The organism is Blastococcus sp. TBT05-19 (assembly GCF_003319095.1).
Classification (GTDB): domain Bacteria; phylum Actinomycetota; class Actinomycetes; order Mycobacteriales; family Geodermatophilaceae; genus Blastococcus.
Genome location: NZ_QOHI01000001.1, coordinates 378,324 through 400,132, shown reverse-complemented (window position 1 = coordinate 400,132; position 21,809 = coordinate 378,324). Strand labels below are relative to the sequence as shown.

The following is a 21,809-nucleotide window of genomic DNA, read 5'->3' as shown; positions in this document are numbered from 1 at the left end:
CCGACGCCCCTCCCTGCCGAAGACGACAGGAGGAGCCGCACTCCGCGGCACGCGTTCGGAGGAGCACTCGTCCCATGGCACTTCTCGAGGGGCTGGCCGTCGCGGCCGCCAAGATCGCCGGTGCGAGCACCGTGGCGAAGGCCGCTGCCGGCCTGGGCATCGCCGCGGCGAGCGTGACGGGTGCCGGAGCCGCCGGCGCGCTGCCCGACCCGGTGCAGGACACCGTGGCCGGCGCCGTGGAGACGGTCACCCCCTTCGACCTGCCGTCGTCCGGGGACGAGACCCCCGCGGACGACGTCGTCGAGATCGAGGACCCGGTCGACGAGGTCGCCGACGACGACGCCCCCGAGGACACGACCGGGGACGACACCACCGAGGACGTCGTGACCGAGGAGCCCGCCGACGACGACGGCACGGCGGACCAGGGCAAGCAGCACGGCCTGGAGAACGCCCTCGAGCACGCGAACGAGAACGCGCAGGCGACGCTGCAGGCCAACCTGGCCCGCCAGCAGCAGCACGACGCCGACAAGGCCGCCCGCGACGCCGCCAGGGAGCAGGAGAAGGCGGCACGGGACGCCGAGCGCGCTGCCCGCGACGCCGAGGAGGCCGCCCGCGACGCCGCCGAGGACGCCGCTGACGACGCCGCCGACGCCGCCGAGGACGCCGCCGGCCACCCCGGCCAGGGCTCCGGCAAGAAGAACTGACCTACCCGGGCTGCGCCGCGGCCGGCCAGGCGGCACCGGTCGCCTGGTCGGCCGTGGGCACGCGGGTCGGCGTCCCCCCGGCCCGGCGGACCGCCTCGGCGAACCGGACCGCGTCGATCACCGCGGCGCAGCCGGGGTCGTTGTTGAAGTAGACGAGCACGTCCTCGTCGCCGTAGGTGGTGGCGATCCGGTCGGCCCACAGCTGCAGCGTCTCGGCGCGGTAGCCCCACTGCTCGAAGCCGTGGTGGAAGCGCAGGTAGCCCCAGTCGGCGGTGCGCCACAGCGGAGCGACCGGCTGCTCGTCCCGGTCGGCCCAGCACAGCGCGGCGCCGTAGCGCTCCAGCAGCGCCCGGATGTCGTCGGTCCACCACGACTCGTGCCGCGGCTCGACCGCCACGCGCGTGCCGCCGGGGAACTGCGCCAGGCAGTCGCGCAGCAGGTCGGCGTCCGCCTTCAGCGTCGGGGGCAGCTGCAGCAGGATCGTGTCGAGCTTGGTCTCCAGCCCCTCCGCGCGACCCATCAGCCGGGCCACCGGCTCCTCCGGTTCGCGCAGCCGCTTGATGTGGGTGAGGAACCGGCTGGCCTTCACCGCCCACCGGAAGTCGTCGGGAGTGCGGTCCTTCCACTTGACGAACGTCTCGCGCTCGGGCAGCCGGTAGAAGGCGTTGTTGCTCTCCACGGTCGCGAAGTGCTCGACGTAGTGCTCCAGCCACAGCCGCTGCGGGAGCTTCTGCGGGTAGAAGGCGCCGCGCCAGTCGCGGTACTGCCATCCCGAGGTCCCGATGATCACGGCCACCGGGTCCGCCTACCCGGCCCGTCCGCCGCTGACGCACCCCCGCTCTGCCGGCTCTTTCCCGACGTCGCCGACGAGATCGGACCGGCAACGTCGGGAGGACGCCGGCAAGGTCGCGTCAGCGCCGGAAAAGCCGACAGGGGCGGCCCGCTCGGAAGCGGACCGCCCCTGTCGGGCAGTGCTGGTGCTACGGGTAGGACGGACTCAGAAGTCCATGCCGCCCATGCCGCCCATGTCGCCGCCGCCGGCAGCGGCCGCGGAGGCCTTCTCCGGCTTGTCGGCGATGACGGCCTCGGTGGTGAGGAAGAGCGCCGCGATGGAGGCGGCGTTCTGCAGCGCGGAGCGGGTCACCTTGGCGGGGTCGATGATCCCGGCCGCGACCAGGTCCACGTACTCGCCGGTGGCGGCGTTGAGGCCGTGCCCGGTCTCGGAGTTGCGGACCTTCTCCGCCACGACGCCGCCCTCGAGGCCGGCGTTGACGGCGATCTGCTTCAGCGGGGCCTCGAGCGCGACGCGCACGATGTTGGCACCGGTCGCCTCGTCACCCTCGAGCTCGAGCTTCTCGAACGCGACGGCCGTGGCCTGCGCGAGAGCGACGCCACCACCGGCGACGATGCCCTCCTCGACGGCGGCCTTGGCGTTGCGCACCGCGTCCTCGATGCGGTGCTTGCGCTCCTTGAGCTCGACCTCGGTCGCGGCACCCGCCTTGATGACGGCGACGCCACCGGCCAGCTTGGCCAGGCGCTCCTGCAGCTTCTCGCGGTCGTAGTCGGAGTCCGACTTCTCGATCTCGGCGCGGATCTGGTTGACGCGACCCTGGATCTGGTCGGCGTCGCCGGAGCCCTCGACGATCGTGGTCTCGTCCTTGGTGACGACGACCTTGCGGGCGCGGCCCAGCAGCTCGACGCCGGCGCTCTCGAGCTTGAGGCCGACCTCCTCGCTGATGACCTGGCCACCGGTGAGGATGGCGATGTCGCCGAGCATGGCCTTGCGGCGGTCACCGAAGCCCGGGGCCTTGACGGCGACGGACTTGAAGGTGCCACGGATCTTGTTCACGACCAGGGTCGCGAGGGCCTCGCCCTCGACGTCCTCGGCGATGATCGCCAGGGACTTGCCGCCCTGCATGACCTTCTCCAGCAGCGGGAGCAGGTCCTTGACCGAGCTGATCTTCGAGTTCACGACGAGCACGTACGGGTCGTCGAGGACGGCCTCCATGCGCTCGGCGTCGGTCACGAAGTAGGGCGAGATGTAGCCCTTGTCGAAGCGCATGCCCTCGGTGAGCTCGAGCTCGAGGCCGAAGGTGTTGCTCTCCTCGACGGTGATGACACCTTCCTTGCCGACCTTGTCCATGGCCTCGGCGATGAGCTCACCGATGGCGGGGTCAGCGGCGGAGATCGAGGCGGTGGCGGCGATCTGCTCCTTGGTCTCGACGTCCTTGGCGGTCGAGAGCAGGTACTCGCTGACCGAGGCGACGGCCTTCTCGATGCCCTTCTTCAGGGCCATCGGGTTGGCGCCGGCGGCGACGTTGCGCAGACCCTCGCGCACGAGCGCCTGGGCGAGCACGGTGGCGGTGGTGGTGCCGTCACCCGCGACGTCGTCGGTCTTCTTCGCGACCTCCTTGACGAGCTCGGCCCCGATCTTCTCCCACGGGTCCTCGAGCTCGATCTCCTTGGCGATGCTCACGCCGTCGTTGGTGATCGTGGGGGCGCCCCACTTCTTCTCCAGCACGACGTTCCGGCCCTTGGGACCGAGGGTCACCTTGACGGCGTCGGCGAGGGTGTTCATGCCCCGCTCGAGGCCGCGGCGCGCCTCTTCCTCGAAGGCGATCATCTTGGCCATGTGGTGATGTCCTCCATGCATTGATCGCTGCACGGCCGGGGTGGTGCCCGCGACGGACGACACCGGGGTGACGCGGACTCCCTTGCGTCCGCGCGCCGGTGCCTCACCGTTCCGACCTGATTGGCACTCGGGAGCCCCGAGTGCCAGAAACGAGTCTGGCACTCGACCCCGGCGAGTGCAAGAACGGGGTGGTCACCACCGCCCGGCCGGGTGCCCCCGGACGCGCGGAGGCCCGGCTCCCCGAGCGGGGAACCGGGCCTCCGGTGAACTGCTGGGTGGTCCTCAGGCGCCGCGGACGGCGTCGGCCTGCGGGCCCTTCGAGCCCTGGACGACCTCGAACTCGACCCGCTGCCCCTCGTCGAGGGACTTGTAGCCGTCCATCTGGATGGCCGAGTAGTGGACGAAGACGTCCTGCCCGCCGTCGACGGCGATGAAGCCGAAGCCCTTCTCGGCGTTGAACCACTTCACGGTGCCCTGTGCCACGTGTGCTCCCACGTTCGTGCGTACGGACGGTTCCTCTGGATCGGGGAACCGGGCCTAGCTCTTCCGCCCGTCGAACACGAACATGGAACTGGAACCGCGCGCGAAGGTACAGCAGGAAAGGCCTGGTGGAACCACAACTTCGCCGGATCGATACCCGGATCGGGCGACGTGTCGCCCTACCCGCCCGGGCCGCGCGTCAGCCGATCAGGCCGGCGGCCCGCGCGGACTTCAGCGACGGCTCGACCCGGTGCGTGGGGCCGACGACCGGCTCCAGCGGGTCGAGGGTCTTGAGGCCCTCGCCGGTGTTGAGGACGACGGTCTCCTTGGCCGGGTCGAGCTGCCCGCCCTCGACCAGCTTCCGCAGCACCGCGACGGTCACGCCGCCGGCGGTCTCGGCGAAGACGCCGGTGGTGCGCGCCAGGTCGCGGATGCCCTGGACGATCTCGTCGTCACCGACGCGGGCGACCGAGCCACCGGTGCGCCGGATCGCGTCGAGCGCGTACGGGCCGTCGGCCGGGTTGCCGATGTTCAACGACTTGGCGATGCCCGTGGGCTTCACCGGCTTGACGACGTCCCAGCCGTTGTCGAAGGCGGTCGCGATCGGGTCGCAGCCGGCGGACTGGGCGCCGAAGATCGTCCACTCGGTCGCCTCGACGATGCCCGCGGCGGTCAGCTCGCGGAACGCCTTGTCCACCTTGGTGAGCAGCGAGCCCGACGCCATCGGGATGACGACCTGGGCCGGGATGCGCCAGCCGAGCTGCTCGGCGATCTCGTAGCCCATCGTCTTGGAGCCCTCGGCGTAGTAGGGCCGCACGTTCTGGTTGACGAAGGCGGTGTCCTCGAACTCGTCGGTCTCGGCGAGCTCGCTGGTCAGCCGGTTGACGTCGTCGTAGGAGCCGTCGACGGCGACGAGCGTCTGGCCGTAGACCGCCGACTGCACGACCTTGCCCGGCTCGAGATCGCTCGGGATGAAGACGTAGGAGGGCAGGCCGACGCGGGCGGCGTGCGCGGCCACCGAGTTGGCCAGGTTGCCGGTGGAGGCGGCGGCGATCTTCGTGTAGCCCAGCCCCTTGGCGGCGGTGGCCGCGAGGCTCACCACGCGGTCCTTGAAGGAGTGGGTCGGGTTCGCCGAGTCGTCCTTGACCCACAGCCCGCCGGTGAGCCCGAGCTCCTCGGCCAGCCGGTCGGCGCGCACCAGCGGCGTCATGCCCGGGTCGAGGGAGACGCGGGACGCCGGGTCCTGGCCCACCGGGAGCAGGGCGACGTAGCGCCAGATGTTCTGCGGGCCGGACTCGATCTGCTCGCGGGTGACGGCCTTCATCACCTCGGGGTCGTAATCGACCTCCAGCGGCCCGAAGCACTCGGCGCAGGCGTGCTCGGCGATCAGGCCGAAGGTTGCGCCGCAGTTTCGGCAGACGAGCCCGCGGGCCGGACACGGCGGAACGGGCCCGCCGGCGCTGGAGTCGGCCTGGACGGATCCGGGAGCGGTCAGAGTCATGCGACGACTACCTCCTCATCTTCCCCGCGTCGGGCCGTCGAGCCGCGCAGGACGGAATTGGCACCTCCCGCTGCGCGAGCGCAGTCGGCGGTTGCCGGGGCTTCATCGGGCCGTGTCCCTCTGCCCCTCTGGATGAGTGAACGCCCGCACTCTACCCAGTCGCGGACGACCGGCGGCGGCCGGACAGGATGGCCTGGTGAGCACGCGCGTCGTCTACACCGACCTCGACGGGACGATGGTGGGCCCGCGGGGCTCTTTCTGGCACACGGCGGGGCGGGAGCTCACCGACGGACCGGCCGGCGCCCTCCTCGACCTGCACCGCGCGGGCGTCGCGCTGGTGCTCGTGAGCGGCCGCACCTACGAGCAGGTGATCGAGGCGGCGCGCATCTTCGCCGCCGACGGCGCGATCGCCGAGCTGGGCGCCACCATCGGCTGGGGTGCCGGGCGCACGCCGCACCGGCTGCGCGGCGAGCTGCCGGAGGAGTACGGCGAAAGGACGCCGATGGACGTGATGGCGGAGATCGACGTCGTCGAGGAGCTGATCGCCGCGCACCCCGGCCGGCTGGAGTGGCACGCCCCCTGGCACACCACGCACGAGACCGACGCCCTGCTGCGCGGCCGGGTCGACCCGCTGTCGGTCGACGCCTGGCTGGCCGAGCAGGGCGCCGGCTGGCTGACGCTCAAGGACAACGGTGCGATGCCGGCGGCGTCGTGGATGGGGCTGGACGACGACGCCGCACCGCCGCGGGTCTACCACCTGATGCCGCGCGGCATCTCCAAGGGCGCGGCGATCGCCTGGGACCTGGAGCGCCGCGGCCTCGCCCCCGACGACGCCATCGCGATCGGCGACAGCGTCAGCGACCTGGACATGGCACCTGCGGTCGGCCGGCTGTTCATCACCGCGAACGGGGCCGCCGTCGACGGCATGACCGGGTTGGTGGACGCCGTCCCCAACGCCATCGCGACCGAGGGCGCGATGGGCGAGGGCTGGGCGCAGGCCGTCCGCGCCTCGCTCTGACATCGCGGTCCTCCGGACCGCACCGCGGCCAGGCGTCCGATCAGGGACGCGCCCCCCGGCCACGTTCCTTGATCGAGGCGATGACCTCGGTCTTGGCCTCGGCGTAGTCGTTCATGTCCGCCCAGTCCTGGGCGACCAGGGCCCGCTTGGTGCGCTCGTAGAGGACGCGGTCCTCGGCGTCGGCGCGCAGGCGGTCGCGGAACAGCAGGTAGTCGTCCACGCGCCCGTCACCGACCTCCAGCACATGCACGTGGACGTCGCAGGCAGCCGTCCTCACCAAGCGGTGACCGGGCTCCCGGACGCGGAGTTCGTAGCCGGCCGCCAAGAGCTGGTCGAGGTAGTCCTCCTCGGCCGTGATGTCCTCGACCGTGACGAGGACATCGATGATCGGCTTCGCCGCGAGCCCGGGCACCGAGGTCGAGCCGATGTGCTCGATCCGGACAGCGGCTGGACCGAGCGCCTCACGGATGCTCCGTTCCTGCCCGGCGTACGCCTGGCGCCACCGCGGGTCGTGCTCCACCAGGACGAGGGCGCGCTTCTCGAGGCCACCCACCATGTCGACCGTCGTCACGTCCGGCCGGCGGGCCGGGCGTGACGCCGTCACGACGTGACGTCGCGGCGGGCGAAGTGGCGGAAGCCGAGCGCGGTGAAGATCGCGACGTAGACCAGCGACTGGATCACGCCGCGGAACATGTCGCCGGAGTCGATCGGCGTCAGCAGCAGATCGGTCCAGGCGAACTCCTCCGCCGTCGGGAACCAGTCGCGGATCGAGCCCAGCTGCTCCACCTGGTCGAGGATCGCGAAGACCACCATCGTGAACACCGCGCCTCCGACCGCGGCCAGCGGCGCGTCGGTGATCGTGGAGAACCAGAAGGCCAGCGCACCGACGACGAGCAGGTGGACGGCGAGGTAGCCGAGCATCCCGGCCAGTCGCAGCATGCCGTCGCCCTGGTCGAGGGTCACCCCGACCGGTGTCCGGATGTCGTCGAACCCGAAGGCCAGACCACCGGCGACCACCGCCACCGTCGCGAGCGTCAGCAGCGCCGCCACGGACTGGACGAGCGCGGCGAACCACTTCTGCCGGAGCAGCCGCATGCGGGGCACCGGCGTGGCCAGCGCGTAGCGCAGGGATCCCCACTGGGCCTCGGTCGCCACCGTGTCGCCGAAGAACAGCGCGTACACGACGACCAGGAAGAACCCGGTGGTCGCGAACAGCACGAACAGCGTGAAGTTCAGCCCGCTGGAGGTCGCGACGTCGACCAGGTTGATCCGGTTGTTCTCCGCCGCCTCCTCGCTCGCGCCCAGCTTGAGGGCGCCGATGAGGACCAGCGGCAGGGCGGTCATCAGCACGAAGACGCCGAGGGTCCGGCGGCGCTTGAACTGCCGGCGGAGCTCCACCGACAGCCGCAGGGTGCGCTCGGGCCGGTAGCCCGAGACCGCCCCGGTCGGCTGGACGTGGTCGGTGCTGGTCATCGGCTCGACTCCGGACTCGATCCGCTCCTCGGTCGCTGGCGCTCCCTGCGATGCTCCCTCGCCCGTCGTTCTCGCGAAGCTCATGACTCCCCCACCAGGGCGAGGAACGCGTCCTCGAGCCGTCGTCGTGGCGTGAACTGGTCGACGGCGATGCCCGCGGCGACCAGGGCCTGCAGCGCATCGGACCGGCGCGCGCCCTCCAGCTCCGCGACCAGCCCCTCGTCGGTGCGGGCCGCGGTCACCCCGGGCACCGCGTCGAGCACGGCGATCGCCCGGTCGGTGTCGGCGTCGTCGGCCAGGCCGACCAGCACCGATCCGCCGGTGCCGACGATCTCCTCCACCGTGCCCTGCACGATCTTCTGGCCCTTCGCCATGACCACGACGTGGCTGCAGGTCTGCTCGATCTCGCTGAGCAGGTGGCTGGAGACGATGACCGTGCGACCGGTGGCGGCGTAGTCGCGCAGCACCTCGCGCATGGCGTGGATCTGCGGCGGGTCCAGCCCGTTGGTCGGCTCGTCGAGCACCAGCAGGTCGGGCAGGCCGAGCATCGCCTGGGCGATGGCGACCCGCTGGCGCATGCCCTGGCTGTAGCGGCGCACCGGGCGGTCGAGCGCCGAGCCGAGCCCGGCGACGGCGATCGCCTCCTCCATGTGCGCGTCCTCGGGCGGACGGCCCGTGGCGGCCCAGTACAGCGTGAGGTTGTCGCGGCCGGACAGGTGCGGCTGCAGGCCCGTGCCCTCGACGAACGAACCGAGCCGCGAGAGCACCGGGGCGCCGGGTCCGGCCGCGTGCCCGAAGATGCTGATCCGCCCCTCGGTCGGCTTGATCAGGCCCATGAGCATCCGCAGCGACGTCGTCTTGCCGGCGCCGTTCGGCCCCAGCAGCCCGAGCACCTGACCCCGACGGACCTCGAAGGAGAGGTCCCGGACGGCGACGAAGCCGTCCTTGTAGGCCTTGGTCACGCCCTCGAAGCGCAGCGGCACGTCCTCGCCATCGGGGTCGGCGGCCGACAGCTGCCGCCGCCGGCGTGCGCCCCACGCCTTCGCGGCCAGCCAGCCGAGCAGCCCCAGGGCGGCGAGCACGCCGAGCAGCACCCACCAGCGCACCGAGCCGCCGGAGCCCTCCGACTCCCCGCCGACCTCGGGGACGGCGAGGTCGACACCCTCGGCGGAGGCGAGCCCGACCGAGTAGGCGCCGGCCTCGGTGGGCAGCGCGTAGCCCTGGTCGGTCGAGGAGACGACGACCCGCATGGTGTGGCCGGTCTCGAACCGGTGCACGATCGCCGGCAGGGTGACGGTGACCTCGGTCGGAGCGGCCGGGTCGGCGGAGACGCCGGTCAGGGCGATCGGCGCGACCAGCCCGCTGGGCAGCGTCATGCCCCCGTCCGGACCGACGTCGTAGAGCTTGGCGAACAGCGTCGCCGAGCCGGTGGGGGCGGCCACCTGCAGGTCGACGGTCGAGGCGCCGACCACCTCGACCGGGGCGTCCAGCGGCGCGCTGTCGAAGGCCGCGAACTGGCCGGGGATCTCCAGCGTCGTCCCGCCCAGGGCCGCGGTGAGCGCACCGAGACCGGGCACGGTGGTCAGCGCGGCGGGCGTGCCACCGGCGGGGTTGACCACCGGTTGCAGAGGGCCTTCGATGCGCACCTCGCGGCGGGTGGCCGGCTGCTCGCCGTCCAGGCCCGGGTAGCCGTCGGCGACGATCGTGCGGCTGCCGCCCTGCACGCGGCCGAGCGTGCTGCCGATGCCGGTGGGCGCCGGGTACTCGAAGCCGGTGCCGGGGTCCTCGCCCTCGCCACGGAGGTGCCAGTCGAACCAGGCCGCCACCTGCTCGCGCAGCGCCTCGGTCTGGTCGTCCGACGCCTGCGAGTCGTGGCCGCCCTCGTACCAGACCACCTTGACCGGCGTCCCGTTCGCGGCGATGCCGCGGGCGTTGGCGTCGGCCTGACCGAGCCCGAACAGCGAGTCCCGGGTGCCCTGGATCAGCAGCGTCGGCGCCTCGATGCGGTCGAGCACGCCGGCCGGGCTGCTGCGGTCGAGCACCGCGGCGACCTCGGGCGTGAGCGTGCCCGCCTCGGCGGCGGCCTGGTAGGCGGCGCAGATGTCGGCGCGGAACCGGCCGCAGGTGAGCAGCTGCTCCACCGCCTCCGGGTTCTGCGCGGCGCGCTCGAGGAGCTCCGGCGGGATGGAGCCCATGGCCCGTCCACCGGACGGCGCGGCGTCGGCGCCGGTCTCCGCGACGTCGCCGCCCTCGTCTTCGTCCCCCGCCGGCGCGCCGAAGGCGCCGAGCAGGCCACCGGCCGGCGAGGCGCCGATGCCGAAGAAGATCCCGGCCCACAGCCGCTTGTAGACGCCGGCGTCGGTCGTCTGCGGGGTGACGGCGACGGTCTCGGCGTCCGGGGCGCCGGTCTGCGACGGGAAGAGCGCGGTGGTGAGCGAGTTCCAGGTGATCTGCGGCGCGATGGCGTCGACGCGGTCGTCGTAGGCCGCGCCCAGCAGCGCCAGCCCGCCACCGTAGGAGCCGCCCGCCACACCCACCCGGGGGTCACCGTCGCCGTCGAGCTGCACGTCGTCCCGCTCGGCCAGCAGGTCCAGCAGCGTGGAGAGGTCGGCGATCTCGTAGCGCGGGTCGTTCAGCCCGATCTGGCCGGTGCTCTCCCCGAACCCGCGGGCGGAGAAGGTGAGGACCACGTACCCGCGCTCGGCGAGCGCGGTGGCGTCGGCGGCCACCGACCGCTTGCTGCCGCCGAACCCGTGGGCCAGCACGACGGCCGGAGCCGGCTCGTCGCTGTCCGGCAGGTACAGGGTGGTGTCGAGCTCCACCGCGTCCGCGCCCGTCCCGGAGGGGACGCGCGCCTCCTCGGTCCGGACGTCGGCGGCGGCCGCCGGGGTCGCGAGCGCGAGGGTGGCTGAGGACAGGAGGACGGCGAGCAGGGCGGCGAGCGCAGCGCGTCCACCCGCACGCACGGGCCCACGGAGGGAACGCACGAACCGGCCAACGGCCGGGACGCCGCGCGTGTTCCGCGCGGCTCCCGACGTCGTCGTCAGGGCGTCCAGTTACCGGTGGCGACGATGACCAGGCCCGGGGCCGGCACGTCGCTGACCTCGAAGAACCGGGCGGCGGGGCCGGCCAGCTCGGGGAACTGGGCCTTGAGGGCCTCGGCCGCCTGGCGCTGGGCCTCGTCGCCCTCGGTGTAGAACACCGTGGTGGTGGCCACCGGGGTGCCCTCGTAGGCGCCGACGCCCGGGGACTCCCAGCCGCCGGCGACGACGGCGGAGGAGATCTTCCCGGCGAGGCCGGTCACCGACGTGGCGTTGAGGACGGTGACCGGGGCCTTGGCGTCCGTGGCGACCTCGGGCTCCAGGGAGATCGGCTCGTTGGCCAGCGGCGGGAGCTCGGTCGTCGGGATCGCGGGCGCGGCGACGGTCGTCGGGGCGGCCGGCGTCTGCGCGCCGGCATCCTGGGCCGGGGGCTGCGTCACGGTGTAGACGCCGAGGACGGCGAGCGCGACGACCGCCATGGCGATCAGGCTCTTGAGGACCAGACGGGGCTTGCGCTCCTCCTCGTCCTCGAAGACGACCTCGGGGGTGCCGTTCTTCTTGGCGGCCCGCCGGCGGGCGGAGTCGGCGGCCTGGCGCTCGGCGCGGTAGGCGGCGCGACCGGTCCGGACCGGGCCGCTGACCGGCCCGCGGACGGCGGCCGGAGCCCCGTCGGAGTCGAGCTCGAGGTCGTCGGCGTACTCGTCCTCGTAGGCCTCGTCGTAGTCGTCGTACTCGTCGACGTCGGCGAAGCGCTTCGCGACGACGTTCCGCTCGGGGATCGCGGTCGTCATCGGCGGCACCAGGGCCTGCGGCAGGTCCAGGTCGGTGCCGAGGTCGAAGGCGGGGCGCGCGGGGGCCTCGGAGCGGGAGGGCTTGGTCCAGTCGCCGTAGGACGACGCCGGGGCGCCGGCCGGCGTGGTCTGGCGCGGGACGCGGGGCACCAGGGGCGCCGGACGGAGGCCGCGGCCGGGCCCGGTGCTGGCCAGCGACTCGTCCTCCACCCAGGAACCGGAGCGCGTCAGCGACGGCGCGGCGGCCTTGGCGGCGGAGTGGACGGGCTTCGGCAGCAGCGGCTCACCCGCGGACACCGGTCCCATGACGTCGACCGGTCGCGCGGACGCGCCCAGCTCGATCCGCGGCTCGGCGGCCGGGACGGGACGGGCGGGGGCCACCGGCGGCCGCGGGGCCGGCGCGCCACCGGGGCGGGCGCCGACGGGGACCGGGGGCAGCGGCAGGCGGGAGCGCGAGCCCTGCGGCGCGCGCTCGGCCGGCGGAGCGCCGAGCAGGACGTCGCGGCGACCGGATCGATCACGGTCCCGGGTGGTCGGGTGATCGCTCATCCCCACCGGAGGACGCGCGCTCTCCGGGGCATCGGTCCTGCGCCGCCCAGCGGCTGCAGGAGCGTTCCCCTGGTCCAGTCCGTCACTGCCTGACGCGGCGTGCCTGCCCACGGTGAGCAAATCTAATCCATGTAATTCGCCTTGCCCAGGACCTGAGACGAACGGGTTCTCTGCCGCGCCGTGCGGAGGCGTCGGAGCCGCGCCACGAGGAGCGGATCGGCGGCCAGCGCCTCGGGGCGCTCGACCAGGGCGTTGAGCGCCTGGTAGTACCGGGTGGGCGTGGTGTCGAAGAGGTCGCGGATCGCCGTCTCCTTGGCTCCTGCCCGCCGCCACCACTGCCGCTCGAAGCCGAGCATCTCGTGCTCCCGGCGGGTCAGTTCCACCGCGCCCACCTGCGCGGACGTCTCCCCTGACCCGTCGGCCCGGGGCGGGGAGACCACGGGGGCTGGGTCGCTGCTCATCGTCGAATCCGTCTCTGCCGTGCCCGCCGCCGGGGTGTTCCGGACGGCTCGTCGCCGACCGTAGCCCCGCCCACCGACAGTTCCGGACCAGCGCCCCGGCGGGTCCTCCGAGGCGCCGTCAGGGGGTCACGACGACGGGATCCCGTGACGTCCGTCGCGCACCGGCCCGGGCGTGTCGCAGCATGTCGGCGGTGAACACGGCCAGCGCCACCCACACGATCACGAAACCGGCCAGGCGGGCGGGCGGCATCGGCTCGTCGTAGACGAAGACACCGATCGCCAGCTGCATCAGCGGCGTCAGGTACTGCAGCAGGCCCACCGTCGACAGCGGGATGCGGCGGGCCGCGGTGGCGAAGAGCAGCAGCGGCACCGCCGTCGCGACGCCGGAGCTCATGAGCAGCAGCGCGTGCCCGGCGCCGGCGTTGGCGAAGGTCCCCTCCCCGCCGCCGTGCAGCACGCCCAGCGTCACCGCGGCCGGAACGGCGACCAGCGCCGTCTCCAGGAACAGCCCCGGCGCCGCCTCGACCGCCACCAGCTTCTTCATGACCCCGTAGAGGCCGAAGGTCGCGGCCAGGCTCAGCGCGATCCAGGGCGGCCGCCCGTAGTCCAGCGTCAGGACGAGCACGGCGACGGCGGCGACCCCGACGGCCACCCACTGCAGCGGCCGCAGCCGCTCGGAGAAGACGACGACGCCGAGCAGCACGCTGACCAGCGGGTTGATGAAGTACCCGAGCGAGGTCTCCACGACCTGCCCCGAGTTCACGCCGTAGACGAAGATCAGCCAGTTCGCCGCGATGAGCACCGCCGCGCCGGCCAGCACCAGCAGCGAGCGGGGGTTCCGGGCGGCCGCGCGGACGTGCCCCCAGCGGCGCACCACGGTGAGCAGGATGCCGACGAAGAGCAGCGACCAGAGCACCCGGTGGGCGACGATCTCCAGCCCGCCGGCCGGCTCCAGCAGCGGGAAGTAGAGGGGGAACAGTCCCCACAGCGCGTAGGCGCCGAGCCCGGAGAACACCCCCAGGCGACGCTCGTCCACTGCCGCACCGTACGCCGGGCCGCCCGCGCCGCCGCACGCAACCGGATCGGCCTACCGTCGGAGCGTGAGCAGCGTGCGGCCCGGTCCCCTCCGGTGGATCTGGTACGCCCTCGGTGGAGGTCTCCCCCACCGCTTCTCCCCGTGGGTGCTCGAGGACACCACCCGCCGTTCCTGGGTGTGGCGGCACCTCGCCCGCGCCGTCGTCCAGCTGAGCCCGCTGGTGCTGGTCTGCCTGCTCGTGGTGCCCGTGCCGCTGGCCTACCGGGCGTCGGCCGCCCTCGGCGGGCTGCTGCTCGGTCTGCTGTTCTCGATGGCCTACATGGTCGAGACGATCGAGCACCGCGTGGCGAAGGCCGGCTACGAGCCGGGCACGGCGGCGCGGATCCGCGCGGAGCGGGTCGAGCGCCGGCGCCTGGAACGGCTCTCGCCCTACCGGCGCGACGGCGCCGGCAGCTTCGACTGAGCCGACGAGGGGACTCGAACCCCTAACCGCCCGATTACAAGTCGGGTGCGCTACCAATTGCGCCACGCCGGCGGGACACAGGGAGAAGTCCCGGGACGAGTCTAGGGACAGCGCGGGGGCCGCTCCGCGAACCCGCCTCCTCACCCGGCCGCGGTGCGTCGTCACCTCATCGGGCGCAGTCGCCGCCGCGGGCGGGTGCGCGGGCGCAGCGCCCAGGAAGATCGGCGCCGCCGAGACCCTGAGGAGCTCCCGTGGACGCTGTCGTCGTCGTGCTGGTCGTCATCGCGGTGGTGCTGGTCGGAGCTGCCGGCCTGTACTTCCACCTCACCCGCCCTGATTCGGGCGTCATGCAGCGGCAGAAGCTCACGCCACGGGCCATCGCGACGTTGTCCGCGATCGGCGTCGTGGTGCTCCTGGTCATCCAGCTCGCCCGGGGTTCCGAGTCGCCCGTCGTGGTCCAGGTGCTGTTCGCCGTCGGCTTCGGCGTCGTCCTGGCGACGACGTTCGCGCTGGTGGAGTCGAAGCGCAGGCGGAGGTCGAGCCGGCGGTGATCACCGCCCCGGCCCCCGCCTCTCCGCGTCAGAGCCGGGGATCGACGGGCTCGGACTCCAGCGCCAGGACGGCGAAGACGCACTCGTGGACCCGCCACGCCGGCTCACCGCGCGCCAGCCGCTCGAGCGCCTCGATGCCGAGCGCGTACTCCCGGAGGGCGAGCCCGCGCTTGCGGCCGAGCGATCGCTCGCGCAGCCGCTCCAGGTGCTGCGGCTCGGTGTAGTCCAGGCCGTAGATGAGCCGCAGGTACTCCCGCCCGCGCACCTTCAGCCCGGGCTGGACCACCCCGCGCCGGCCGCGGGTCAGGTTCGCGGCGGGCTTCACCACCATGCCCTCCCCGCCCTGGGCGGTCATCTCCTCCCACCACGCCGTCGCCGCCGCCTCGCTCGTCGGGTCGGTGACGTCGACCGAGAGAGAGCGGGTGCCCCGGACCAGCTCGGGGTCGGCCGCGGCCAGCCGGTCGGCGAGGGCCAGGTGCCAGGCGTGCGGCCGGTCGGAGTGGGTCGCCCCGGCGGTCGCGAGGAGCTGGAAGGGCGCGAAGGACACGCCGTCGAGCCCCTCCGTGGGCCAGCAGTACCTCCGGTAGACCTCCGTGAAGGCACCGGCGTCGGCGACCCGGCGCTCCTGGCGGTCGAGCAGCTCCCTCACGTCCAGGCCCCGGTCGGCCGCCTGCCGCAGGGCGTCGACGGCGGCCGGCAGCGCCGTCCGGGCGGCGGCACCGACGGCGGCGTACTGGTTGCGGATCAGGTCGCCTGCCTTGGCCGACCACGGGAGCAGCTCGGCGTCGAGCAGCAGCCGGTCGGTGCCCAGCTCCTCGAACAGCCCGGCCTTCTCGGCGGCCGTGGAGAGCCGGGTCAGGAAGGCGGCGGTGAGGTCGGCGCCGAAGAAGGAGCGGCCGGTGCGGGTGTGCAGCACACCGGAGCCGTCCCGGCGGACGAGCGCGACCGCCCGGGACCCCATGTGCTTCTCCTGGCAGACGACCTCGGCCACCCCCTCACCCCGGTAGTAGGCGAACGCCTCCGCCGGGTGCTCGAGCAGACCCGGTCGCGTGGACGTGGCCGAGGGACTCATGGTCGGCGGCAGGTACACCAGCTGCTCGGGCGCGACGGCGAACCGGCTCATCACCTCGATCGCCGCGGCGGCGTTCTCCTCGCGCACGGTGACCCGGCCGGCCAGCGACGTCTCCACGACCCGCTTGCCGAGCACGTCGTCGACGTCGAGCACGTCGTCGCGCCGCCCGGGCACGGCGGCCGGCGCCGCGTCGCCCTCCGGGAGGAACGGGCGGGCCGGCTCGTAGTACGTCTGCGCCGCCGGGACGCTCACCAGCTCGCGCTCGGGATAGCGCAGCGCGGTGAGCCGGCCGCCGAACACGCAGCCGGTGTCCAGGCACAGGGTGTTGTTGACCCACTCCGGCGTCGGCACCGGCGTGTGCCCGTAGAGAACCATCGCGCGGCCGCGGTACTCCGTGGCCCACGGGTAGCGCACCGGCAGCCCGAACTCGTCGGTCTCACCGGTCGTCTCCCCGTAGAGCGCGAAGCTCCGCACGCGGGCGCTGGAGCGGCCCTGCAGCGACTCCTTGAGCCCGGCGTGCGCCACGACCAGCGCCCCGCCGTCGAGCACGTAGTGGCTGACCAGCCCGTGGCAGAACTCCTCGACCTCCCGGCGGAAGTCGGCGTCCTCCGTCTCCAGCTGGGCCAGGGTCCGCTCGAGACCGTGGGTGATCTGCACGTTCCGCCCGCGCAGGGCGCGCACCAGCTTGTTCTCGTGGTTGCCCGGCACGCACAGCGCGTGCCCCGCGCCGACCATGCCCATGACCAGGCGGAGCACGCCCGGGGCGTCCGGCCCCCGGTCCACGAGGTCGCCGACGAAGACCGCTCGCCGCCCGGCCGGGTGCTCGGCGTCCACGGGCCGCCCCCGCTCGTCGCGGCGCAGCTCGTACCCGAGCTCGCCGAGCAGCTCCTCCAGCTCCGCGCGGCAGCCGTGCACGTCGCCGATCACGTCGAAGGGCCCGGTGTCCTCGCGCCGGTCGTTGTACTGCTTCTCGTAGGTGATGACGGCGCGGTCGATCTCCTCGGTGCCGTCGAGCACGTGCACCTTGCGGAAGCCCTCGCGGGCCAGCCCGCGCAGCCCGCGCCGGAGGTCGGCCCGCTGCCGGCGGATGACCCCGGCGGCGATGTCGCGGTCCGGGCGCTCCGCGTTGCGGGCCAAGCACTCGCCCTCCGGCACGTCGAGGACGATCGCGACGGGCAGCACGTCGTGCTCGCGCGCCAGCCGCACGAGGGAGGCGCGGTCCTCGGCCTTCACGTTGGTGGCGTCGACGACGGTGAGCCGGCCGCCGCGGAGGCGGACGCCGGCGATGTGGTGCAGCAGCGCGAAGGCCTCCGGGGTCGCCGACTGGTCGTTCTCGTCGTCGGCGACCAGACCGCGGCAGACGTCGCTGCTGAGCACCTGCGTGGCGGCGAAGTGCCGGCGCGCGAAGGTGCTCTTGCCCGAGCCGCTGACCCCGATCAGCACGACCAGGCACAGGTCCGGGACGACGACGGCGCGTTCCTCGGTGCTCATGCCGCCACCTCCGTCGTGGCGCCGCGGGTGAACACGGCCATCTGCGACGGGGTGCCGACGACCGGGTCCTCGTCGCCGACACCGAGCAGCCGCACCGCGTAGCCGTACCGCTCCCCGACGGTCCCGGCCCAGTCGGCGAACTGCTGCCGGGTCCACTCGAACCGGTGGTCCCGGTGCCGGAAGGCGCCGGCGGGCAGGCTCTCGTACCGCACGTTGAACTCCACGTTGGGCGTCGTGACGACGACCGTCGTCGGGACGGCGGCACCGAAGACGGCGTGCTCGAGCGCGGGCAGCCGGTCGAGGTCGAGGTGCTCGATGACCTCCATGAGCACCGCGGCGTCGTACCCCCGCAGCCGGGCGTCGGTGTAGGTCAGCCCGCTCTGCAGCAGCCGGATCCGTGCCTGCTGCCGCTCCGGCAGCCGGTCCAGCCGGAGCCGGCGGGCGGCCACCTCCAGCGCCCGGGCACTGACGTCGACGCCCAGGATCTCGGTGAAGGTGCGGTCGGCCAGCAGAGCGGGGAGCAGGGCACCGGCTCCGCAGCCGAGGTCGATGACCCGCTGCGCGCCCGCGGAGCGCAGGGCCGCCAGCACCGCACCGTGCCGCTGCAGCGCCAGGGGTACCGGCCGGTCGGCGGCCTCCTCGACGTCCCCGTCCGCGGGCCCGCCGACGGCGGCGACCGGCGGGGCGAGCGCGTCGTCGAGCGCCTCGGCGTCGTCGACCTCGGCGAGCCGCTCGATCGCCCGGCGGGTCAGCGACGCACGGTGCCGCAGGTACCGGCGCGTGATGAGGTCGCGTTCCGGGTGCGCGGCCAGCCAGCCGCTGCCCGCGCGCAGGAGCTTCTCGATCTCGTCGGCGTCGACCCAGTAGTGCTTGGCGTCGTCGAGCACCGGGAGCGCGACGTAGAGGTGGTTGAGCGCGTCGGCGACCCGCAGCTCACCGCTCAGCCGCAGCTCCACGTACCGCGAGTCGCCCCACTCCGGCCTGGTGTCGTCCAGCGGTACAGCGGTCGCCTCGACCCTCCACCCCAGCGGCGCGAAGAACCGGTGCACCATCTCCGGGCCGCCGCTGCAGGACAGGGCGGGGATGTGCACCTCCAGCGGCAGGGCGACGTCGACCAGCTCCGGACGCTCCTTGCTCACCCCCCGGCGGGCGCTGGAGAACACCTTGCCCAGCGCAACGGAGAGCAGGCTCGACGCCGCGTACGGACGGTCGTTGACGTACTGGGCGAGCGCCGCCCCCTCGGTGCCGCCGGCACGTGCGGTGCGCACCAGGCCGATGGGGTCGACCTCGAGCAGCAGCGCGACGGTGCACCGGTGCTCGTCCGCCTCCGGGTAGAAGACGTGCGCGGTGCCGGTCGAGACCGAGGTCTGCTGCGCCCGCGCCGGGTTCTTGTGCAGCAGGAAGCCGAGGTCCGTGGCGGGCACGTGCGTGGTGGACAGGGTGAGGAGCACGCCGAAGTGTCACCGAGCCGCGGGGCGCCGTCGACCACTTTCCCGCGTGTCCTCCGGGGAGGTCAGGCGGCTTCGGTCTCCGCACCGGGGGTCGCCCTCGGCGGCTCGATCCGCACGAAGCCCGCCGGGTCGGCGCTGGCCAGCGGTCCGGCGGCCATCCACCGGGCGAAGCCGGAGGGGTCGCGCCGCTCCAGCTCGTCCAGGACGTGCGCCCGGCGGGTGACGAGGGCCTGCCGCGCGGCGGGCGAGAGCCGGCCCTGCAGGGAGGAACCGGTCCGCAACCACTCCTCGGCCAGGTCTCCGGTGGTCAGCGCGTCCACCGACCGCACCGGGTGCGGGCGGACGCCCGCACCCGGGAGCTGGACCGACAGATCGGCCAGGACCGCGCGGGTGCGGCGCTCGCGCAGCCAGCGGTTCGCTCCCCAGCAGGCGCCGGCCACACCGACCAGCAGCACCGCCGCCCCGCCGCCGGCGAGCAGCGCGGTCCCGCTCAGCACCAGCAGCGCCAGCACGGTGACGGCCGTCGCCAGGAAGGCCGACTCGACGACCGAGCGGCCGCGCGGCTGCGTCGACTCGCGGGCCACACCGGCCGCGATGCAGCCGGCCATGACCCCGGAGACGAGCACGGCGACCAGCCCCGGGCCGCGCAGCGCGATGCCGCCGACCACCGAGAGGGCGGCGACGAGGACCAGACCGAGACCGGCCAGGAACCGGGACAAGGGACCACGGACGGGCACGAGCAGCCTCCACGGCGGACGGAGCGACCGGCGGACCGCTCCGCCGGACGGGCACTACCCGGTCGTGGGCCGTGTTGCACACGACGACACCGGGTGATCGGCCGCGCCCCCGCCGGCAGGCAGGATCTGGCGCCGTGGGGTCCTCCGTGGTCGACGTCGACGTCCGGCTCGCCGTCGTCCTGGTGGTCCTGACCGCGCTCGCCGTCGTCGCCGGCCGGCTCTCGGGCCTCGGGGAGGACCGCGGCGTCCTCGTGGCCGCCGTCCGCGCCACCGTCCAGCTGGCGGCGGTGTCCGCCGTGCTGCTCGTCGTCGTCCGGTCGCTGTGGCTCTCGGCGGCGTTCGTGCTGCTCATGGTCTCCGTCGCCACGGCCACCGCCGCCGGCCGGACGACCGGCCGGCCGCTGCGCTCTCCCGGAGCGGCCCGGCGGCTGCTCGCGACCGCGCTCCCGGTCGTCGGCGGGGCGGCTCCCGTCGTCGCCCTCGTCCTGGCCTCCGGGACCGTGCCGATGCGGGGCGAGGCCGTCATCCCCATCGCCGGGATCCTGATCGGCGGCGCCATGAGCGCCACCTCGCTGGCCGGCCATCGGCTGCGCGACGAGCTGGAGACCCGCTCGGGCGAGGTGGAGGCCGCCCTCGCCCTGGGGCTGCTCCGCCGCGACGCCGTCCTCCTGGTCGCCCGCCCCGTGGCCGGCACCGCCCTGATCGCGCCGCTGGACCAGACCCGCACCGTCGGGCTGGTCACCCTGCCCGGCGCCTTCGTCGGCGTGCTGCTCGGCGGCGGCACGCCGCTGGAGGCCGGCGCCGCCCAGCTGCTCGTGCTCATCGGCCTGCTGGCTGCCGAGGTGCTCGCCGTCTGGGCCGTCACGGAGCTCGTGGCCCGCGGCCGGCTGCTCCCCGTGCCGCGCTAGGACCGCCGTCCAGCGAACTCACAGCCTTCCTCCAGCGGCGGGCCAGTGCCGCGGCGGAGAGTGGTACCGACGGCGCGGCCGGGTGGCTGCGCCAGGAGAGGATCGGACCCGTGAGCGAGCACCCGCACCCCGGATCGGGGCAGCAGTACGGCTGGCAGCCCCCGCAGCCGGCCGGCCACCAGCCGACCGTCCAGCACACGGCGCAGCAGCCGGCCGTGCAGACGACCGGTCAGCCCACCCCGCCACCGACCTACCCCGGCTACGGCGGCTTCCCGACTCCGCCGTCGTCCCAGCCGGAGCGGACGTCGGGCCGTGGCGGGCGGCTGCGCATCGGGCTGGTCGGCCTGGTCGCCGGCGCGCTCATCGGCGGCGGCGCCGGGGCGGGCGTGGCGACCCTGGCCGACGGGTCGGGCGCGTCGTCCAGCTCCTCGGCCCCCGCGCAGAGCGTGACGATCGAGAACCCGGAGCGGGCCACCACCGCGACCGCGGCAGCCGCCAAGGCCGCCCCCAGCGTGGTCACCGTCTACGTGGCCAGCGGCTCGGGCGCCGGCAGCGGCTCCGGCGTCGTCCTCACCGCCGACGGCTACGTGCTCACCAACAACCACGTGGTCGCCGAGGGCGGGAACGGCGGCAGCGTCCAGGTGCGGACGGCGGACGGCACGCTCTACGACGCCGAGATCGTCGGCACCGACCCGGCGTTCGACCTCGCGGTGCTGCGGCTCGAGGACGCCGAGGACCTCACCCCGGCGACCTTCGCCGACTCCGACGAGGTGGAGATCGGCGACGTCGCCGTGGCCATCGGCGCCCCGCTCGGCCTGTCGAACACCGTCACCGACGGCATCATCAGCGCCACCGACCGCGCGGTGGCCACCGGTTCGACCCAGGACGACGCCACGGTCCTCGACGCCATCCAGACCGACGCCGCCATCAACCCCGGCAACTCCGGTGGGGCGCTCGTCGACGGCGCCGGCGAGGTCATCGGCATCAACACCGCGATCGCGACCGTGGCCTCGGGGTTGCCCGGCGGGCAGTCGCAGAGCGGCAACATCGGCGTCGGGTTCGCCATCCCCGGCAACACCGCCCAGCGCGTGGCCCAGGAGATCATCGAGACCGGCAGCGCCACCCGCGCGTTCCTCGGGGTCAGCGCCCGCACCGCGGCCGACGACGAGAACCGCGAGGTCGGCACCGGGGCGCAGATCGAGACGGTGGAGCCTGGCAGCGCCGCCGAGGAGGCCGGCCTGCAGCGGGGCGACGTCGTCACCGCCGTGGGCGACCGCCCGGTGACCACCTCGACCGAGCTGACCGCGGCCGTCCGCAGCCTGGCACCGGGCGAGACCGTCGAGCTCACCGTGCGCCGGGGGGCGGACAGCCGCACCGTCGACGTCACCCTGGGCGAGACCAGCTGAGACCCGGAGCAGCCGCCCCGGCCCGGCTCCCTACGCTGGGCCGG

The 21,809-nt window shown here is 73.9% G+C and carries 19 protein-coding genes, 1 tRNA gene and 1 riboswitch; of the genes, 6 read left to right on the top strand and 14 right to left on the bottom strand.

Features of this window, described 5'->3' with window-relative positions:
• Positions 1–74: 74 nt before the first annotated feature.
• Positions 75–704, top strand: coding sequence for a hypothetical protein (locus DQ244_RS01960; protein WP_113809793.1), 630 nt, complete (start codon positions 75–77; stop codon positions 702–704).
• A gap of 1 nt (position 705) precedes the next feature.
• On the opposite strand, the gene DQ244_RS01955 is transcribed toward DQ244_RS01960, so the two are convergent.
• From DQ244_RS01955 to thrC, 4 genes are all read right to left on the bottom strand, one after another.
• Positions 706–1,500, bottom strand: coding sequence for a DUF72 domain-containing protein (locus tag DQ244_RS01955; protein WP_113809792.1), 795 nt, complete (start codon positions 1,498–1,500; stop codon positions 706–708).
• Positions 1,501–1,701: 201 nt separating this feature from the next.
• Complete coding sequence (groL, locus tag DQ244_RS01950; protein WP_113809791.1) at positions 1,702–3,336, bottom strand: chaperonin GroEL; 1,635 nt, start codon at positions 3,334–3,336, stop codon at positions 1,702–1,704.
• 282 nt (positions 3,337–3,618) lie between these two features.
• Entirely contained in the window at positions 3,619–3,819 is a 201-nt protein-coding gene (locus DQ244_RS01945) for a cold-shock protein (RefSeq protein WP_113809790.1), read from the bottom strand.
• A gap of 196 nt (positions 3,820–4,015) precedes the next feature.
• Positions 4,016–5,317: a threonine synthase gene (gene thrC, locus DQ244_RS01940; protein ID WP_199580104.1), complete on the bottom strand. Its 1,302-nt coding sequence runs from the start codon at positions 5,315–5,317 to the stop codon at positions 4,016–4,018.
• Positions 5,318–5,329: 12 nt separating this feature from the next.
• Positions 5,330–5,456, bottom strand: a riboswitch (SAM riboswitch).
• A 57-nt stretch (positions 5,457–5,513) separates the two neighbouring features.
• On the opposite strand from thrC, the gene DQ244_RS01935 reads away from it, so the two are divergent.
• Positions 5,514–6,335, top strand: coding sequence for an HAD family hydrolase (locus DQ244_RS01935; RefSeq protein WP_113809789.1), 822 nt, complete (start codon positions 5,514–5,516; stop codon positions 6,333–6,335).
• Between the two features lie 40 nt (positions 6,336–6,375).
• Here the strand turns inward: DQ244_RS01935 and DQ244_RS01930 are convergent, their stop codons facing one another.
• From DQ244_RS01930 to rarD, 6 genes are all read right to left on the bottom strand, one after another.
• On the bottom strand, positions 6,376–6,939 hold the full coding sequence (locus tag DQ244_RS01930) for a GrpB family protein (RefSeq protein WP_199580103.1): 564 nt from the start codon (positions 6,937–6,939) through the stop codon (positions 6,376–6,378).
• Complete coding sequence (locus tag DQ244_RS01925; RefSeq protein ID WP_113809788.1) at positions 6,936–7,808, bottom strand: ABC transporter permease; 873 nt, start codon at positions 7,806–7,808, stop codon at positions 6,936–6,938. Before DQ244_RS01925 ends, DQ244_RS01930 begins: the two co-directional genes overlap by 4 nt.
• An 80-nt stretch (positions 7,809–7,888) precedes the next feature.
• Positions 7,889–10,774: an alpha/beta fold hydrolase gene (locus DQ244_RS01920; RefSeq protein ID WP_233491109.1), complete on the bottom strand. Its 2,886-nt coding sequence runs from the start codon at positions 10,772–10,774 to the stop codon at positions 7,889–7,891.
• Between the two features lie 77 nt (positions 10,775–10,851).
• Positions 10,852–12,189, bottom strand: coding sequence for a LytR C-terminal domain-containing protein (locus DQ244_RS01915; protein ID WP_113809786.1), 1,338 nt, complete (start codon positions 12,187–12,189; stop codon positions 10,852–10,854).
• 122 nt (positions 12,190–12,311) lie between these two features.
• Positions 12,312–12,650 (bottom strand): DUF3263 domain-containing protein, encoded by a 339-nt coding sequence (locus DQ244_RS01910; RefSeq protein ID WP_113809785.1) that lies wholly within the window; start codon positions 12,648–12,650, stop codon positions 12,312–12,314.
• Between the two features lie 118 nt (positions 12,651–12,768).
• Positions 12,769–13,686, bottom strand: coding sequence for an EamA family transporter RarD (gene rarD / locus DQ244_RS01905; protein ID WP_113809784.1), 918 nt, complete (start codon positions 13,684–13,686; stop codon positions 12,769–12,771).
• Positions 13,687–13,750: 64 nt separating this feature from the next.
• On the opposite strand from rarD, the gene DQ244_RS01900 reads away from it, so the two are divergent.
• Positions 13,751–14,149: a DUF5313 family protein gene (locus DQ244_RS01900; protein WP_113809783.1), complete on the top strand. Its 399-nt coding sequence runs from the start codon at positions 13,751–13,753 to the stop codon at positions 14,147–14,149.
• Here DQ244_RS01900 and DQ244_RS01895 read toward each other — a convergent pair.
• Positions 14,149–14,221 (bottom strand) — tRNA-Thr (locus DQ244_RS01895). The two genes, DQ244_RS01900 and DQ244_RS01895, sit on opposite strands and share 1 nt — an antisense overlap.
• A gap of 179 nt (positions 14,222–14,400) precedes the next feature.
• On the opposite strand from DQ244_RS01895, the gene DQ244_RS01890 reads away from it, so the two are divergent.
• Positions 14,401–14,700, top strand: coding sequence for a hypothetical protein (locus DQ244_RS01890; protein WP_113809782.1), 300 nt, complete (start codon positions 14,401–14,403; stop codon positions 14,698–14,700).
• Positions 14,701–14,728: 28 nt separating this feature from the next.
• Here the strand turns inward: DQ244_RS01890 and DQ244_RS01885 are convergent, their stop codons facing one another.
• The 3 genes from DQ244_RS01885 to DQ244_RS01875 form a co-directional block, all read right to left on the bottom strand.
• Entirely contained in the window at positions 14,729–17,263 is a 2,535-nt protein-coding gene (locus tag DQ244_RS01885) for a polynucleotide kinase-phosphatase (protein WP_113809781.1), read from the bottom strand.
• Positions 17,260–18,714: a 3' terminal RNA ribose 2'-O-methyltransferase Hen1 gene (locus tag DQ244_RS01880; protein WP_113809780.1), complete on the bottom strand. Its 1,455-nt coding sequence runs from the start codon at positions 18,712–18,714 to the stop codon at positions 17,260–17,262. Before DQ244_RS01880 ends, DQ244_RS01885 begins: the two co-directional genes overlap by 4 nt.
• Before the next feature lie 62 nt (positions 18,715–18,776).
• Positions 18,777–19,451: a hypothetical protein gene (locus DQ244_RS01875; RefSeq protein WP_147251449.1), complete on the bottom strand. Its 675-nt coding sequence runs from the start codon at positions 19,449–19,451 to the stop codon at positions 18,777–18,779.
• Between the two features lie 134 nt (positions 19,452–19,585).
• Here DQ244_RS01875 and DQ244_RS01870 point away from each other — a divergent pair, with 134 nt between their 5' ends.
• Positions 19,586–20,359 carry an ABC transporter permease gene (locus DQ244_RS01870; RefSeq protein WP_113809778.1) on the top strand — a complete coding sequence of 258 codons (774 nt, stop codon included), beginning with the start codon at positions 19,586–19,588 and terminating at the stop codon, positions 20,357–20,359.
• A gap of 110 nt (positions 20,360–20,469) precedes the next feature.
• Complete coding sequence (locus DQ244_RS01865) at positions 20,470–21,765, top strand: S1C family serine protease (RefSeq protein ID WP_113809777.1); 1,296 nt, start codon at positions 20,470–20,472, stop codon at positions 21,763–21,765.
• Positions 21,766–21,809: the final 44 nt, after the last annotated feature.

What these genes read in the sequence shown, in the direction of transcription:
- DQ244_RS01960 (WP_113809793.1), top strand. Translation starts at nt 75, where the DNA reads ATGGCACTTCTCGAGGGGCTGGCCGTCGCGGCCGCCAAGATCGCCGGT.
- groL (WP_113809791.1), bottom strand. Translation starts at nt 3,336, where the DNA reads ATGGCCAAGATGATCGCCTTCGAGGAAGAGGCGCGCCGCGGCCTCGAG.
- thrC (WP_199580104.1), bottom strand. Translation starts at nt 5,317, where the DNA reads ATGACTCTGACCGCTCCCGGATCCGTCCAGGCCGACTCCAGCGCCGGC.
- DQ244_RS01925 (WP_113809788.1), bottom strand. Translation starts at nt 7,808, where the DNA reads ATGACCAGCACCGACCACGTCCAGCCGACCGGGGCGGTCTCGGGCTAC.
- DQ244_RS01915 (WP_113809786.1), bottom strand. Translation starts at nt 12,189, where the DNA reads ATGAGCGATCACCCGACCACCCGGGACCGTGATCGATCCGGTCGCCGC.
- DQ244_RS01910 (WP_113809785.1), bottom strand. Translation starts at nt 12,650, where the DNA reads ATGAGCAGCGACCCAGCCCCCGTGGTCTCCCCGCCCCGGGCCGACGGG.
- DQ244_RS01885 (WP_113809781.1), bottom strand. Translation starts at nt 17,263, where the DNA reads ATGAGCACCGAGGAACGCGCCGTCGTCGTCCCGGACCTGTGCCTGGTC.